Origin of the sequence: Streptomyces sp. ME19-01-6 (genome assembly GCF_033793745.1) — a bacterium.
Taxonomy (GTDB): domain Bacteria; phylum Actinomycetota; class Actinomycetes; order Streptomycetales; family Streptomycetaceae; genus Streptomyces.
In genome coordinates, this window is the sequence record NZ_JARAXF010000014.1 from 102144 (window position 1) to 117398 (window position 15255).

Consider the following 15255-nt stretch of genomic DNA (forward strand, 5'->3'; position numbering starts at 1 on the left):
TGGACGCGCGGACGAATGCGCAGTTCCCTGGCCTACGGGGGTGGATCGCGCGGCGCACAACGGTGGCAACAGGCTCTTCTGCTCACGGCACTGCTCTCGTCGGATTGGGGCGCTTTCGATGACATCTACGCTCATACGGCGGCACCTTCCCCCGTACCCCTCCTCCCCCGCGACGTCGGGCGCGGCGATACCCCGCGCCCGCGCCCGCGACTGGGCGGAGATACAGGAACGGATGATGGTGCCGCTGTACGAGGCCGTGTACGAGCGGCTGGAGGTCGGCGCCGGGACCCGGCTGCTGGGCCTGGGCTGCGGCTCGGGCCTGGCCCTGCTCATGGCGGTGGCGCGCGGCGCCGCTGTCTGCGGGGTGGACTTGGACGAGGAGCGCCTGGAGCTCGCCTGCGAGCGGCTGCTCGCGGGCCCCGGAGCGCGGCCGGGCGGCGCACGCCCGGCCGCGGCGCAGGGCGCCGCACGCCTCGCCCGCCTCGCGGACGGCGGCTTGGGGAGTGCCCTGACGACGGCGGGGGCCGGGATGGCGGCGGGGGCCGGATTCACCGTGGTCACCGCCTTCGAGCCGCTGCCGGCTCTCGGGTTCGGTGGCCCGTCCGGCCCCGGTGGCGCCCTGTCCGAGCGGCTCGCCGCGGCTGCCGCCCTGGCCGAGCCCGGCAGCCCGGTCGTCCTGGCCGACTGGGGCCCGCCGGAGCGGTGCGCCACCTCCACGGTGCTGCGCGTGGGCGCACGGCTGGCCGACCCGATGTGCTCCCCCGGTCACCGCTGGGAGGCGCCCCCGCCCGCGCGCTGGCAGCCGTGCGGCAGAGACGACCTGGAGCACCTCGCCCAGCAGGCCGGGCTGCGGCTCGACGGCTCGGGCCGGGTGGCCTGCCCCTTCGGGTACGCCGACATGGACAGCGCGGTGCGCGGGCTGCTGTCGACCGGGCTGTTCGACGCGGCGGAGCGGGCCACCGACCCCACGCAGGTGCGCAAGGAGATCACGGAGGCCCTTCATCCGTACCGGCGTCAGGACGGCACGGTGTGGATGGAGAACGTGATGCGCTATCTGATCGCGCGGGTGTGAGGGCCCGCGAGCCCCTCGGCCCGCCCGGCCCCCGCACCCCGCTCAGCCCATGAACTTCTTGAACTCGTCGGGCAGTTCGAAGTCCTGACCACCCTGCCCGGCGGGCAGGCCGAACGCGCCACCCGGCTGCCCCGCCTGCTCGCGACGGGCCGCGGCGGCCTGCTCATCGGCCTTGCGCTTCATCGGGTTGCCGGAGCGCTGCTTCCCCTTGGCCTTCTTCTGCGGCTTGCCCTTGCGCTTGGCGGCGCCACCGCCCATGCCCGGCATCCCGGGCATGCCGGGCATCCCGCCCTGGGCCATCTTCGACATCATCTTGCGCGCCTCGAAGAACCGCTCCACCAGGTTCTTGACCGCGCTGACCTCGACACCCGAGCCGCGCGCGATACGGGCGCGGCGCGAGCCGTTGATGATGGTCGGGTCCTGGCGCTCGCCGGGCGTCATCGACTTGATGATCGCGGCGGTGCGGTCCACGTCCCGCTCGTCGAGGTTGTTGATCTGGTCCTTGATCTGGCCCATGCCCGGCAGCATGCCCAGCAGCTTGGAGATGGAGCCCATCTTGCGGACCTGCTCCATCTGCGACAGGAAGTCGTCGAGGGTGAACTCCTTGGGGCCCTTCGCCAGCTTGGCCGCCATCTTCTCGGCCTCTTGCTGGCTGAAGGTCTGCTCGGCCTTCTCGATCAGGCTGAGCATGTCGCCCATGCCCAGGATGCGGGACGCCATACGGTCCGGGTGGAACGCGTCGAAGTCGTCCAGCTTCTCACCGTTGGAGGCGAACATGATCTGACGGCCGGTGACGTGCGCGATGGACAGCGCGGCACCGCCGCGCGCGTCGCCGTCGAGCTTGGAGAGCACCACGCCGTCGAAGCCGACGCCGTCGCGGAACGCCTCGGCGGTGTTCACCGCGTCCTGGCCGATCATCGCGTCGACGACGAAGAGGACCTCGTCCGGGCTGACCGCGTCGCGGATGTCCGCCGCCTGCTGCATCAGCTCCTGGTCGATGCCGAGGCGGCCGGCGGTGTCCACGATCACCACGTCGTGCTGCTTGGTCCTGGCGAACTCGATCGAGTCCTGGGCCACCTTCACCGGGTCGCCCACACCGTTGCCCGGCTCCGGGGCGTAGACCGCTACGCCGGCCCGCTCGGCGACCACCGAGAGCTGGTTGACCGCGTTGGGGCGCTGCAGGTCACACGCGACCAGCAGCGGCGCGTGGCCCTGGCCCTTCAGCCACCGGCCGAGCTTTCCGGCGAGCGTCGTCTTACCGGCACCCTGCAGACCCGCGAGCATGATCACGGTCGGCGGCTGCTTGGCGAAGCGGAGGCGGCGGGTCTCGCCGCCGAGGATGCCGATCAGCTCCTCGTTGACGATCTTGATGACCTGCTGGGCGGGGTTCAGCGCCTGGGAGACCTCCGCCCCCAGCGCCCTCTCCTTGATCTGCTTGATGAAGGCCCGGACGACGGGCAGCGCGACGTCCGCCTCGAGCAGGGCGATACGGATTTCACGCGCCGTGGCGTCGATGTCCGCCTCGGAGAGGCGGCCCTTGCCCCGGAGGTTCTTGAAAGTCGCTGCGAGGCGGTCGGAGAGGGTATCGAACACGGTGGTCGCGAATCCTTCGGTCGGATGTCGGGTCGGCGGTCGGCCTCCAAGGGTATCCGCCCGCCGCCCGAACGGTCTGCCCCCGGTGCCGCGTCCCGCGGAGCCTTGGCGCCGCCGCGGGCGCTACGCGCTCAGCGCCCGCTCGACCTCCTTGGCCACCTGCGCCGCGCGCATGGGCTGCAGCGGGGCGCCTGAGGCGTCCGTGACGTAGAAGGCGTCCACCGCGTTGGCGCCCAGCGTGCTGACGTGGGCGCTGCGCACCGTCACCCCCGCGTCCTCCAGCGCGCGGCCGATGCGGTGCAGCAGCCCGGGGGCGTCCTGGGCACGCACCTCGATCACCGTCGCGAGCTGGGAGCTGCCGGACGCGACGGTGACCCTCGGGGGCGGGGCGTGCACGCCGCGGCGGCGGGGGTATTTGCGGTACGCGGCCTCGCGCTCCGCGAGCCGGGCCGCTATGTCGAGCGACCCGTCCAGGGCCCGCAGCAGGTCCTTGCGCAGCCGCGCGGCCTGCGGCAGCGAGCCGTACTCGGCGGCCACCCGCCAGCTCAGCAGCAGCACGCCGGGCCCCGGCTCAAGAGCCGGCCGGCGGGAGTCGGGCGCACCCGCCCCGGACAGTTCACCGGCAAGCTCCCCGGCCAGTTCCCCGGGCAGCTCGATCGCGCGCAGGTCCGCCGCCCGTACGGTCAGCCGGTGCAGCGCCAGCACACCGGCCGCCGCGGGCAGCACGCCGGGCTGGTCGGCGACGGCGATCAGCAGCTCGACGCCGATGGACTCCGCGCCGGACTCGGCGCCATGCCCCTCGGCCACGGCGGCGTCCGGAGCGCCGGAGGCCGCGCCGCCCGTACGGATCCCCGCCGCCTCGCCCGGCGGCAGCGCCTCCGAGCGCGCGTGCAGGGCCAGCACGGGGCCGCCGGTGCGCCAGGCTTCGATGGCCAGCCGCTCCTGTTCGGCGGTGGTCTGCTGGGGCGCGGAGGAGTCCGCCGCCGACTCGCCGGCCAGGACCGCCGTGACCCGCTTGACCAGGTCGGCGACGAGCGAGCCGCGCCAGGCGCTCCAGGCCGCGGGGCCGGTGGCGAGGGCGTCGGCCTCGGTGAGGGCGTGCAGCAGCTCCAGGGTGGCCGTGGAGCCGACGGCCTCGGCGACCGAGCGCACGGTGGCGGGGTCGTCCAGGTCGCGGCGGGTGGCGGTCTCGACGAGCAGCAGGTGGTGACGGACCAGTGTGGCCAGGACGGCGACGTCGGCGCGGTCGAAGCCGATCCGGGACGCCACGTCCCGGGCGATGGTCTCGCCCGCCACCGAGTGGTCGCCGGGCCAGCCCTTGCCGATGTCGTGCAGCAGCGCGGCGACCAGCAGCAGGTCGGGGCGGCCGACGCGGCGGCTGAGCGCGCTGGCCCGCACGGCGGTCTCGACGAGGTGGCGGTCGACGGTCCAGCGGTGCACGGCGTTGCGCTGGGGGCGACAGCGCACCCGCTCCCAGTCCGGCAGCAGCCGGGTGATCAGTCCCTCGGCCTCCAGGGCCTCCCAGACCCCGACGGTGGACTCGCCCGCGCCGAGCAGCGTGACCAGCTGCTCCCTGGCCTCGGGCGGCCACGGTACGGGCAGGGGCTGTGCGGCGGCGGCCAGGCGCCGTACGGCGTGCAGCGACAGCGGCAGCCCGGCCTGGGCGGCGGCAGCCGCGGCCCGCAGCGGCAGGACCGGGTCGCGCTCGGGGCGCGCGGCGCGCGCCAGCACCACCTCGCCGTCCTGCTCGACGACGCCCTCGGCGAGCGGGCTGCGCTCCCCCGCCGCGTCCGCGCCGCCCGAGCCGCCGCGCCCGCGGCCGCCGAGGAGGCCGCGCAGCCGCGGCCGGGCCGACCGGGCGCGCAGCACCCGTTCGACCTCGCGCCAGGTCACATCGCTCGCGTACGACATGGTCCGGGCCGACTCGTACACCTGGCGAAGCAGGGTGTCGGCGTCCAGCAGGCCGAGCTCGGCCGCGACCTGGTCCTGCTCCTGCAGCGCGAGCCGGTCGGTGGCCCGCCCGGTGGTCAGGTGCAGCGCGTCCCGCACGTCCAGCAGCCGCCGGCGCGCCTCGGCGAGGCCCTCGCGCGGCGCGTCGGCGAGCCAGGAAGCCGCGATGGCCCGCAGCGCCGTCGCGTCGCGCAGCCCGCCGCGCGCCTCCTTGAGGTCCGGTTCCAGCAGGAACTGCAGCTCGCCGTGGCGCCGGGCGCGGTCCTGTCCCAGCTCGCGCAGCTCGGGCAGGCGCTTCGGGGCCTGGGCCCGCCAGTCGGCGAGCACCGCCGTACGCAGCCCAGCGCTGAGCGCGGCGTCGCCCGCGATGTGCCGCGCGTCCAACAGGCCGAGCTGTGCTTTCAGGTCCTCGCCCGCGGTCTTGCGGGCCTGGTCGGGGGTGCGTACGGAGTGGTCGAGGGCCAGCCCCATGTCCCACACCGGGTACCAGACGTGGTCGGCGAGGGCGGCGATGGCCGAGGCGTCGGCGGAGCCGTCGTGGAGCAGCAGCACATCCAGGTCGCTGCGTGGGGACAGCTCGCCGCGCCCGTATCCGCCGACCGCCACGAGGGCGACGCCCTGGGTGAGACCGGCTGTCTCCGCCCCGCCGGCCAGCAGCGCGGCCAGCCACTGGTCGGTGAGCTCGGCGAGGGCGGCGCGGCGCGGCGGCCCGGACCGCGACTCCTCCTGGAGGAGTCGCAGCCGGGCCGCCGCGTAGCCACCGGGCACCGAGTCGGCCGTCTCCGTCTTCGCCTCGACGCTTTCCGTCAACTCGGCTCCTTGATCACAGGGAAGGGCGTCGTCCGTGTGGTGGGGTACCTCAGAGCGCGTCCGGTCCGCGCTCGCCGGTCCGGACCCGCACCGCGGTCTCCACGGGGACGCTCCACACCTTGCCGTCCCCGATCTTGCCGGTGCGGGCCGCCTTGACCACGACCTCGATGAGGTCGTCGGCGTCGTCGTCCTCGACCAGCACCTCGATGCGGACCTTCGGCACCAGGTCGACGGTGTACTCGGCGCCCCGGTAGACCTCGGTGTGGCCGCGCTGGCGGCCGTAGCCGCTGGCCTCGGTGACGGTCAGGCCGTGGACCCCGAAGGCCTGCAGGGCTTCCTTGATCTCGTCCAGCCGGTGCGGCTTGACGACCGCGGTGATGAGCTTCACGCGTCCACCTTCTTGTTCTGCGGCGCATCGGCGCCGGCCTGGTCCTGGATGGAGGCCACCGTATGACGCGCCACATGCGAGCTGCCGACGGCGCTGAAGTCGTAGGCCGTCTCGGCGTGGTAGGCCTGGTCGAGGCCGCCGACCTCTTCGTCCTCGTCGGCCCGGAAGCCGATGGTGACGTCGATCGCCTTGGCGAGCAGCCAGGAGACGACGAACGAGTAGGCCAGGACGGTGAAGGCGCCGAGCGCCTGCTTGCCCAGCTGGTCCAGGCCGCCGACGCCGTCGGTGGCGAGGAGGCCCACCAGGAGGGTGCCCAGGATGCCGCCGACCAGGTGCACGCCGACCACGTCGAGCGAGTCGTCGTAGCCCAGCTTGTACTTCAGGCTGACCGCCCAGGAGCAGACGACGCCGGCGACGAGGCCGATGATGATCGCGCCCCAGGCGTTGACGGCCGCGCCGGAGGGAGTGATGGCGACGAGGCCCGCGACGGCGCCGGAGGCCGCGCCCAGGGTGGTGAAGGCGCCGTGGCGGATGCGCTCGTAGGCGAGCCAGCCGAGCATCGCGACGCCGGTGGCGATCTGGGTGTTGAACGCCATGTTGGCGGCGGTGCCGTTGGCGGCGAGCGCGGAACCGGCGTTGAAGCCGAACCAGCCGAACCACAGCAGACCGGAGCCCAGCATCACCAGGGGGAGGTTGTGCGGCCGCATCGTGTCCTTTTTGAAGCCGATGCGCTTGCCGAGGACGAGGGCACAGGCGAGACCGGCCGCACCCGCGTTGATGTGGACCGCCGTACCGCCCGCGAAGTCGATCACTTCCTGCTTGAACAGCCAGCCGTCGGCCTGCCAGACCCAGTGGGCGACCGGGAAGTAGACAATGGTGACCCACACGGTGATGAACAGCGTCCAGGCGCCGAACTTGACCCGGTCGGCGACCGCGCCGCTGATCAGCGCGGGGGTGATGACCGCGAACATCAGCTGGAAGAAGGCGAAGGCGAGTACCGGGACCGCGTCGGGCTTGGTGCCCCACAGCGACTCGGGATTGATGCCCTTGAAGCCGATGTGGTCCAGGTTGCCCAGCAGTCCGCTGCCGATGTCGTCACCGAAGGTTAGGGAGTAGCCGAACAGCACCCACAGGAGGCTGACGACGCCCAGGGTGATGAAGGACATCATGAGCATGTTCAGGGCGCTCTTCACCCGGACCATGCCGCCGTAGAAGAAGGCCAGGCCGGGGGTCATCAGCATCACGAGCGCGGCGCTGATCAATACGAATGCGGTATTTGCGCCATTCAATGTGGACGTCTCCTCGAAATGACGGCCCGTGCGGGCAGTACTCAGGTGGGCCGGTTTTCGCCACGAGGTTGACGCAGCGCCGTTTCAGTCGATGCCGCCCGATGTTTCACGGCAGTGACGAAGGGCGCGGGAGTGTTACGCGCTGATGAACTGATGCTTGACGGCCGGAAGGCGTTGTTATCGTGTCGCGACCATGGACGGGGGGCTCAGACGGCCCGGACGGACTCCGCCCTGTCCGAGGAATCGGGCAGATGGTCGGCGAGCCGCTCGCCGAGCTGGACCACCGCCGGGACGCTCCCGAAGTCGCGGATCGCGGTGTCCACGGTCTTGCGCAGCCGGTTGCTGACCCGCTCGGAGCGCACCCGCCGGGCGAGCGGCAGGGCCTTCTCGGCGACCGCCGCGCACTGCTCGGGCTCCTTCTGCAGGAGGTGGACGGTGGCCAGCCCGATCAGGTTCAGCGCATACGAACGGTTGGGCCCGCCCTCCTCGGCCGCCTCCTGGCCGAAGAGCTCGACCGCGCGGCGCATCACGGGGTCGGCCAGCTCGGCGTAGGTGGGGCTGCGGCCCGCGACATAGGCGAGGTCGCGGTACGAGTGCGCGTTCTCCGCGTTGAGCTCGGCCTCGGAGAAAAAGCCGATCCAGTCCGGGTCTCCGTCGCCCGCGGCGCAGTCGGCGAAGGTGTCCTCGGCCATCTTCACGGCGCGGTGGCACTTGCTGGGCTGGCCCATATTGGCGTACGCCCGGGCCTCCATCGCATACAGCATGGCCTGGGTCCGCGCCGTCGCGCTCTCCCGGCTGCCGTACTGGGCGAGGTGGATCAGCTCCAGCGCGTCCTCGGGGCGCCCCACATGGATCATCTGGCGGCTCATGCTGGAGAGGATGTACGAGCCCAGCGGCCGGTCCCCGGACTCCTTGGCCGCGTGCAGGGCGAGCACGAAGTACTTCTGCGCGGTCGGCTGCAGCCCGATGTCATAGCTCATCCACCCGGCGAGCTCGGCCAGCTCGCCCGCGACTTTGAACAGCCGCTTGGAGACCCGCTCGGGGTGCGGCTCCTGCAGCAGGTCCGTCACCTCGTGGAGCTGGCCGACCACCGCCTTGCGGCGCAGTCCGCCGCCGCACTGGGCGTCCCACTTCCGGAACATCACGATGGTGGACTCGAGCAGGTCCAGCTCCGGCTCTGAGAGCCGGGAGATCCGCCGGGAGCGGCCCGCGTCCGGCTGGGTCCGGCCGTCGGGCCGGCCGGAGGGCGAGGGCACCAGCCAGCGCTGCATCGGCTCGATGAGGGCCGGGCCCGCCGACAGGGCGAGCGAGGTGCCGAGGAAGCCCCGCCGGGCGAGCATCAGGTCGCTGCGCGAGAATTCGCCGATCAGCGCGACCGTCTCCGGACCGGCCCAGGGCAGGTCCACCCCGGACACGGACGGTGACCGATGGGCCGTGCGCAGCCCGAGGTCCTCGATTCCGACCACACAGCCGAAGCGGTCGGAGAACAGCTCGGACAGAATCTGCGGAATCGGCTCGCGCGGCTGCTCGCCGTCGAGCCAGCGGCGCACCCGTGAGGTGTCGGTGCTGATGTGGTGGGCACCCAACTGGCGTGCTCTGCGGTTCACTTGGCGCGCGAGCTCGCCCTTGGACCAGCCGCTGCGCACGAACCACGAGCCCAACTGCGCGTTGGGACGCTTGTCAGCACTGCCGCCGTTGTCGCCCACTGGAACGCCCCATCCCACGATTCCGCTCGCACCGCGACCAGAATGCCGTCTGTCACGGTCAGTTGTCCCCGCGATCCGCCGCATCAATCGCGGGAGACAGGGGCCCATGCACTGAAAGTAATCTTACGATCACGCCTCCGGCGAGGAAGTTCGGGAAAACGCCACCATTCGCCACCCCTTCGAATGAACGCCACCGGCGATCCACACGATTCACTTGACACGGGACGACCAGAAGCAGCCGAAACAGGTGGAGGGGTGCGCACCGGGGCGCGCGCTCAGCGTCTCACCACCCTCTGCACCACGCCGCACCGCGGCCGCCGCACCACATCCGGCTACGGAGCGCGAGGGCTTCGCGCCACTGCGTCATTCGGCTCGTAACCATCGGCAGGGCGACCCGTTGGAGGGTGCATGGGCTTCACGATCGGCGGCATCCGGGACATGCGGTCAGGCTCGCGGCGGCGCGGCCGTACAACCGAGTGCACGACGGTGGCGGAGTACACCGGCCTATGGGGGTGGGACGTGGTGCCGGGCGCCCGGGCCGCCCGCGGCGCGGGCGGCAGCAGAAACGAATGTTCATGTGGCGCGGCCGACTGCGCCGCCCCCGGCGCCCACCCCCTCGCCTTGGCTCCCGCCGTCCCCGCGGGCGCCACCCTCGACGACGCGACGGCGGCCTGGGAGGAGGTCCCGGGGGCCGCGGTGCTGCTGCCCGTGGGCAAGTCGTTCGACGTCCTGGAGGTCGCCGAGCAGGCGGGCCGGCTCGCCCTGGTCCGGCTGGAGCGCATGGGGTTACCGCTCGGCCCGGCGACCGCCACGCCCCACGGGCGGGCCCAGTTCCTCGTCGCCCCGGGCGCCGCCGAGCAGCTGCCGCAGCTGCTCTACCGCATGGGCTGGGACGACGCCGACCTGGACCTGCGCTGTCTGGGGCCCGGCGACCACATCACCGCCCCGCCCAGCGACCTCGGCGGGCTCGGCGCCGTCCGCTGGCTGCGCCCGCCCACGCTCGACACGGCGGGCCACCCGCCCCACGCGCGGCTGCTGCTGGGCACGCTGGCGTACGCGGCCCACCGCGCGGGCGGCTGAGGCACCGGAGACCGTCCAGAGCCACACCGGCCAGAAACGCTCCGGGCGCCCGAGATGTCTCGGGCGCCCGGAGCGGAGGGGGTGGAGTGGATCAAGGGGTCGGCCAGTCAGTCGCCGATCAGCGCGTCGACGAAGGCCTCCGGCTCGAACGGCGCGAGGTCGTCCGCGCCCTCGCCCAGGCCCACCAGTTTGACCGGTACGCCCAGCTCACGCTGGACCGCGATCACGATGCCGCCCTTGGCGGTGCCGTCCAGCTTGGTGAGCACGATGCCGGTGATGTCCACGACCTCCGCGAAGACCCGTGCCTGCACCAGGCCGTTCTGCCCGGTGGTGGCGTCCAGCACCAGCAGCACCTCGTCCACCGCGCCGTGCTTCTCCACGACCCGCTTCACCTTGCCCAGCTCGTCCATCAGGCCGGTCTTGGTGTGCAGCCGTCCCGCGGTGTCGACGAGCACGACGTCCGCGCCCTCGGCGATGCCCTCCTTGACCGCGTCGAAGGCGACCGACGCCGGGTCGCCGCCCTCGGGGCCCCGGACGGTACGGGCGCCGACCCGCTCGCCCCAGGTCTGCAGCTGCTCGGCGGCCGCCGCGCGGAAGGTGTCGGCCGCGCCGAGGACCACCGACTTGCCGTCGGCGACCAGCACCCGCGCGAGCTTGCCGGTGGTGGTGGTCTTGCCGGTGCCGTTGACCCCGACGACCATGACGACGCCCGGCTTCTCCTCGCCGTTCGTGCCCACACCGCTCTCGGTGTGCACGATGCGGTCGGCCTCGGTGCCGATCAGCTGGAGCAGCTCCGCGCGCAGCAGGCCGCGCAGCTCCTCGGGGGTACGGGTGCCCAGCACCCTGACCCGTTCGCGCAGCCGCTCCACCAGTTCCTGCGTCGGCATGACGCCGACGTCGGCGGTCAGCAGGGTGTCCTCGATCTCCTCCCAGGTCTCGTCGTCGAGGTGCTCCCGGGACAGGAGGGTGAGCAGCCCCTTGCCCAGCGTGGTCTGGGAGCGGGAGAGCCGGGCCCGCAGCCGCACCAGCCGGCCGGCGGTCGGCTCGGGCACCTCGATCGCGGGCGCTTCCGGCTGCGCGGGCACGGTGGGTGCGGGCGGCGCCTCGGTGACCGGCAGATCCACCTCTTGGATGGTTCTGCGCGGTTCCTCGGTCGGGGCTTCCGCCTCCTCGCCGACGTGCGGCTCGGCGGGCGGCGCGGTGACGGACGGACTGCTCGGCGGGGCCGGGGGCAGCCGCTTCTTCTTGCGGCTGCCGATCACGAGCCCGCTGACCGCGGCGAGCGCGATCACAGCGATGACTACAGCAAGGATGACTTGTTCCATAACGCACCCAGTATCAGCCAACGCGGTGCGGGGAGTCATTCACCTCCCAGCCCGGCCTCACGAGCCCGGACGATCGCCTGGGCACGGTCCCGAACCTGCAGCTTGGCGAAAATGGAGCCGACGTGGTTGCGCACGGTCTTGTCCGTGACCACCAGCCGCTGGGCGATCTGGCGATAGCCGAGCCCGACCGCGAGCAGTTCCAGGACCTCGCGTTCGCGGGCGGTGAGGGTGGGGAACGCCTCTTTGGCCGAGGCGGTGCCGAAGGAGCCGAGCAGGGTGCCGAGCCGCTCCGCCATGCGGGGGCTGAACACCGCGCCGCCGCGCGCCACGGTGTGCAGGGCGCGCAGGATCTCGTCCCGGCCCGCGCCCTTGAGGAGGTAGCCGCGGGCCCCGGCGCGCATGGCCGCCAGCAGGCTGTCGTCGTCCTCGGACATGGTCATGACGACCACACGTGCCTCGGGGTGGGCGCACAGGATCCGCCGGGTGGCCTCCGTTCCGGACCGGCCGGGCAGCCCGAGGTCCATCACCACCAGGTCGGGCCCGACGCGCTCGGCCTCGGCGACCGCCTCCTCCGCGGACGCGGCCTGGCCGACCACGGTGAACGCGTCGTCCAGGTTGACCGCGGCCGCCAGGCCCTCGCGGAAGAGCGGATGGTCGTCCACGAGCAGTACGCGCCACTGCGGTCCTCCCGCGGCTGCTGTCACCGGCCCGGCCCCTCTTCCGCGTGGTCTCGGCCGTGATCTCCGCCGTGGTCTCCGCCGTGGTCCCGGCCTCCTTCGCGGCGGTGCTCTTCGGGTGTGACGGGTACGGCCGCCTCATGGACGGCGTTCACAGCGTCGCCCTCGGAGTGCTCGGCCTCCCCCGGCCCGGTGAGCGGAAGGATCGCGTGCACCACCGTGCCCGTCGCGGATCCCGTCACCGAGCAGGAGCCGCCGATCTCCTCGGCGCGCTCCGCCACGGAGGCCAGCCCGACGCCGGGCACGGCGCCGCGCCGCAGCCCGCTCCCGTCGTCGATGACCTTGACCTCGAGCGTGTCGGGGCCCGCGGTGAGCTCGATCCGGACCTGCCGGGCCCGCGCGTGGCGCACCGCGTTGGTCAGCGACTCGGCGGAGATCCGGTACGCGGCCGTCTCCACGCCGGGCGACAGCGGCGGCAGCGCGGTGGGGCGGGTGGCCACGGTCACCCGGGGCCCGGCGCCGCCCAGCCGCCGCCCCAGGTCCCGTACCGCCTTGGCCAGGCCGCGCTCGGCCAGGGCGGCGGGGGCCAGCCCCGAGGTGATCCGCCGCACCTCGACCAGGGCCTCGGCGAGGGTCTCGGCGGCCTCGCGCAGCTGGTGGCGGGCCGGGTGCCCGGGCGGGCAGGTGGTCTGCGCGATGTCCAGGCGCAGCCGTACGGCGGCGAGCTGGGGGCCGAGGCCGTCGTGGATCTCCCGCCGCAGCCGGCGGCGTTCCTGCTCCCGGGCGAGTACCAGCCGCTCGCGGGCGGCCTGGGCCTCCTCGGCGAGGCGGAGGGCGGCGAGCGCCGGGGCCGCCTGGTCGGCGAGCAGGGAGAGCAGGCCGCTGTCGCGTTCGGCGGGGGTGCCGAAGCCGTCCCGGGCGACTTCGAGTCGGCCGACCGTACGGCCGTGGTGGCGCAGCACGAAGGCCTGGACCGGGCCGGTGAGCGGCGCCCCGGCCGCGGCCAGCCGCCGGGGCCCGGAGCGGGTGTCGACGCTGACGGCGGCGCCGGAGACGCCGAGGTCCTCGACGGCGCTGCGGCAGATCTGCTGGGGCACCTCGCCGGGGTGGGGCGCCTGCTGGAGCCGTACGGCCAGGGCACTGGCGGCCTCGTGGGGGCGGGCGCGCGGCCCGTAGAAGGCGCGCTCGACGCGCAGGGTCAGCCAGCGCGCGGTCGGCCGCAGGGACCAGCCGAGCAGCAGGGCGCAGCCGACGGCGGTGCTGATCGCCCCGCCGCGCAGGGAGGGCAGTCCGGCCTGGACGGCGACGACCGCGCAGACGACGACGGCCGCGAGGGAGGTGAGGACGAAGGCGCGGGCGAGGCGGTGGCTGGTGACGCGATCCAGACGCCATATGCCGGTGCGGGCGACGCCCAGGCAGATCGCGGCCGCCCACACGGCGCTGCCGATGGTGCGCGCCACGATGGTGGGCATGCCCTCGGCCCACTCGGACAGCAGCAGGAAGACACAGGCCGGGTAGGCGGCGGCGAGCAGCGCCCAGTTGCGCCGCTCGGCGCCGTGGGCGACGGCGGCGCGGCAGCACAGCGCGCCCGTCACCACGGCGGCCACGGCGTGCAGCACCCAGTCCTCCGCCGCGGCGTAGTGCTCGAGGTGGCCGAAGGCCCATTGGCCGCCGCCGGTGGCGAAGAACGGGTTGGGCGCCGAGCCGACCATCGGCTCGCTGACCAGCCAGAGGGCGGCGTAGCCCAGCCAGTACGCGGAGGCGCCGACGCTCATCGCCCACCACTGCCACCGCCGCTGCGAGCCGCGCGGGAACAGCCACAGCGGCAGCAGCAGGACGGTCAGCGGGCGGCAGGCGATCCCGGCGGCCGAGATCAGCAGCTGAACGACCGCGCCCGCCGACCCCAGGTCGGCCAGTCCCAGCAGGTCGGCGGCGGCCGAGGGCAGCAGCCACAGCGCCCCGGCGACCAGCAGGACGCTGCCGTAGCGGCGGGCGGAGCGCTCGGCCAGCAGGAGCACCCCGACGCCCAGGACCGGGATGCCCACGGCGACGCGGGTCAGCACGGCGGTGCCGCGCGGTTGCGGGTAGGACAGGGCCAGCCATTGGTCGTTCACCCGTAGCAGTCCGGCCAGCCAGCCCGCGAGGACCACCACGAAGAGGGCGGAGACTCCGCCGGCGGCCTGCACGGCGCGGTCCTTGGGCTGGACCGCGCGCCTCATCCCATCCCGGAGCCCTGGGCCGGGGCAGGGGCAGGGGCCGAGGCCGGGCTCGCGGCCGGAGCCGGGGCCGGGCCGGCGGTATGGCTCCTGCCCCGGCCTTTGACCCACAGCGTGATGTAGTTGTCGCTGTGGCCCGGCCGGCATTTGTACTCACTCCACTTGTGGGCTTCCACTCCGTTCCGGCCCGCCTCGCGGCAGGCGCTGGTGGTGTCGAAGTGCCCGGCCTCCCGCCAATCCGCTCCCTGGGCCGCGGCGGCGGGCGCTGCCGGGGCGGTCCCCGCGAGGGCGCCGGTGAGCAGGGCGAGCGCGGTCATCACGTGGGTCCGGCGGGTCCGGGATGGGGTCATCTGACAACCTCCTTGTTCTCCGGTCCGAGCACTACCCGCGGTGGGGCGGGTGAAGTGTGCGCGGGCCCGAGCCCACCCGAACCGGTGACTGACCCGCACCCGCGTTCCGGCCCTTGCGCCGGCCTTCGCGCCGGCCCTTGTGTCAGCTGTCTCACCGCTCACCACACCAGCAGCAGGATGGCGACGGCGATGGCCTCGGCCTCGATGTAGGGCACGCCGAACCGCATCAGGGTCAGCATGATCGGCTTGGCCGACCAGATCTCGAGGGTCTCCAGGAAGTAGCCGAGCCGGTGGGCGTAGCGGCGGACCATGGCGGTCTCGCGCGGCCCGAGCCGGATGAGCAGTTTGGCCAGCAGATCGCCGCCGTGGTGCAGGGCGATGGTCAGCAGCCGCTGCCGGATGAGCTGCGCCTCGGCCGGGGCGGCGCCGGCCGTGCCGAAAAGGGCCGTCTTGGCCGCTGCGAGTTCCGCGGTGTCGCCGGCGGCGCGCCGCACCCGGATGACCAGGTCGTCGATGTCGGATCCGGTGATGACCGGTTCCCCCGTAGTGATCGTCATCGCGCCCCTCCGCTTTGTGTCACGACTTCGTCCCCGCGCGGCGGCGGGAAGTCGACGCCCGGGGCACCGGGCCTTCCCCTACCGTCAGCCGCCCTGTGTCCCAGGCACATGAGTCATCCGCCCCGCCCTGCCCGCGGTATCCCTGTGCGGCTCCGCCGCGCGGGGCGGAGCCCGTTGGCGGCCTCCACTCCCTGTTTATTTGACGGACCGTCAGTTAACGTGCCCCTCTCGCCCGCCCACCG

The 15255-nt window shown here is 73.4% G+C and carries 12 protein-coding genes; 2 read left to right on the forward strand and 10 right to left on the reverse strand.

Features of this window, described 5'->3' with window-relative positions:
- The first annotated feature begins 118 nt into the window (after positions 1-118).
- Entirely contained in the window at positions 119-1072 is a 954-nt protein-coding gene (locus PV419_RS28225; protein ID WP_319693729.1) for an SAM-dependent methyltransferase, read from the forward strand.
- 42 nt (positions 1073-1114) lie between these two features.
- Here the strand turns inward: PV419_RS28225 and ffh are convergent, their stop codons facing one another.
- The 5 genes from ffh to PV419_RS28250 all read right to left on the reverse strand — a co-directional run bounded on the left by ffh (position 1115) and on the right by PV419_RS28250 (position 8808).
- A complete protein-coding gene (gene ffh / locus PV419_RS28230; protein WP_319693731.1) occupies positions 1115-2665 on the reverse strand; it encodes a signal recognition particle protein in 1551 nt (516 codons plus the stop codon).
- Between the two features lie 123 nt (positions 2666-2788).
- Positions 2789-5425 carry a [protein-PII] uridylyltransferase gene (locus PV419_RS28235; protein ID WP_319693733.1) on the reverse strand — a complete coding sequence of 879 codons (2637 nt, stop codon included), beginning with the start codon at positions 5423-5425 and terminating at the stop codon, positions 2789-2791.
- A 49-nt stretch (positions 5426-5474) separates the two neighbouring features.
- A complete protein-coding gene (locus tag PV419_RS28240; RefSeq protein WP_319693735.1) occupies positions 5475-5813 on the reverse strand; it encodes a P-II family nitrogen regulator in 339 nt (112 codons plus the stop codon).
- Complete coding sequence (locus PV419_RS28245; RefSeq protein ID WP_319693737.1) at positions 5810-7102, reverse strand: ammonium transporter; 1293 nt, start codon at positions 7100-7102, stop codon at positions 5810-5812. The genes PV419_RS28240 and PV419_RS28245 overlap by 4 nt, the downstream gene beginning before the upstream one ends.
- Positions 7103-7308: 206 nt before the next feature.
- A complete protein-coding gene (locus PV419_RS28250; RefSeq protein ID WP_319693739.1) occupies positions 7309-8808 on the reverse strand; it encodes a hypothetical protein in 1500 nt (499 codons plus the stop codon).
- Positions 8809-9216: 408 nt separating this feature from the next.
- Here PV419_RS28250 and PV419_RS28255 point away from each other — a divergent pair, with 408 nt between their 5' ends.
- Complete coding sequence (locus PV419_RS28255) at positions 9217-9888, forward strand: bifunctional DNA primase/polymerase (RefSeq protein ID WP_319693741.1); 672 nt, start codon at positions 9217-9219, stop codon at positions 9886-9888.
- 107 nt (positions 9889-9995) lie between these two features.
- On the opposite strand, the gene ftsY is transcribed toward PV419_RS28255, so the two are convergent.
- The 5 genes from ftsY to PV419_RS28280 all read right to left on the reverse strand — a co-directional run bounded on the left by ftsY (position 9996) and on the right by PV419_RS28280 (position 15013).
- On the reverse strand, positions 9996-11213 hold the full coding sequence (ftsY, locus tag PV419_RS28260; RefSeq protein ID WP_319693742.1) for a signal recognition particle-docking protein FtsY: 1218 nt from the start codon (positions 11211-11213) through the stop codon (positions 9996-9998).
- A 35-nt stretch (positions 11214-11248) separates the two neighbouring features.
- On the reverse strand, positions 11249-11917 hold the full coding sequence (locus PV419_RS28265; RefSeq protein ID WP_319693743.1) for a response regulator transcription factor: 669 nt from the start codon (positions 11915-11917) through the stop codon (positions 11249-11251).
- The gene (locus tag PV419_RS28270; RefSeq protein ID WP_319693745.1) at positions 11914-14109 is read right to left on the reverse strand and encodes a histidine kinase; all 2196 of its coding nucleotides are present in this window, start codon (positions 14107-14109) and stop codon (positions 11914-11916) included. Before PV419_RS28270 ends, PV419_RS28265 begins: the two co-directional genes overlap by 4 nt.
- On the reverse strand, positions 14106-14456 hold the full coding sequence (locus PV419_RS28275; protein WP_319693747.1) for a hypothetical protein: 351 nt from the start codon (positions 14454-14456) through the stop codon (positions 14106-14108). The genes PV419_RS28270 and PV419_RS28275 overlap by 4 nt, the downstream gene beginning before the upstream one ends.
- 158 nt (positions 14457-14614) lie before the next feature.
- The gene (locus PV419_RS28280) at positions 14615-15013 is read right to left on the reverse strand and encodes a hypothetical protein (protein ID WP_319693748.1); all 399 of its coding nucleotides are present in this window, start codon (positions 15011-15013) and stop codon (positions 14615-14617) included.
- Positions 15014-15255 lie beyond the last annotated feature (242 nt).

Excerpts from the sequence above, each read along its gene's own strand:
- PV419_RS28275 (WP_319693747.1), bottom strand. The coding sequence starts at position 14,456 with ATGACCCCATCCCGGACCCGCCGGACCCACGTGATGACCGCGCTCGCC.
- PV419_RS28225 (WP_319693729.1), top strand. The coding sequence starts at position 119 with ATGACATCTACGCTCATACGGCGGCACCTTCCCCCGTACCCCTCCTCC.
- PV419_RS28280 (WP_319693748.1), bottom strand. The coding sequence starts at position 15,013 with ATGACGATCACTACGGGGGAACCGGTCATCACCGGATCCGACATCGAC.
- PV419_RS28270 (WP_319693745.1), bottom strand. The coding sequence starts at position 14,109 with ATGAGGCGCGCGGTCCAGCCCAAGGACCGCGCCGTGCAGGCCGCCGGC.
- PV419_RS28255 (WP_319693741.1), top strand. The coding sequence starts at position 9,217 with ATGGGCTTCACGATCGGCGGCATCCGGGACATGCGGTCAGGCTCGCGG.
- ftsY (WP_319693742.1), bottom strand. The coding sequence starts at position 11,213 with ATGGAACAAGTCATCCTTGCTGTAGTCATCGCTGTGATCGCGCTCGCC.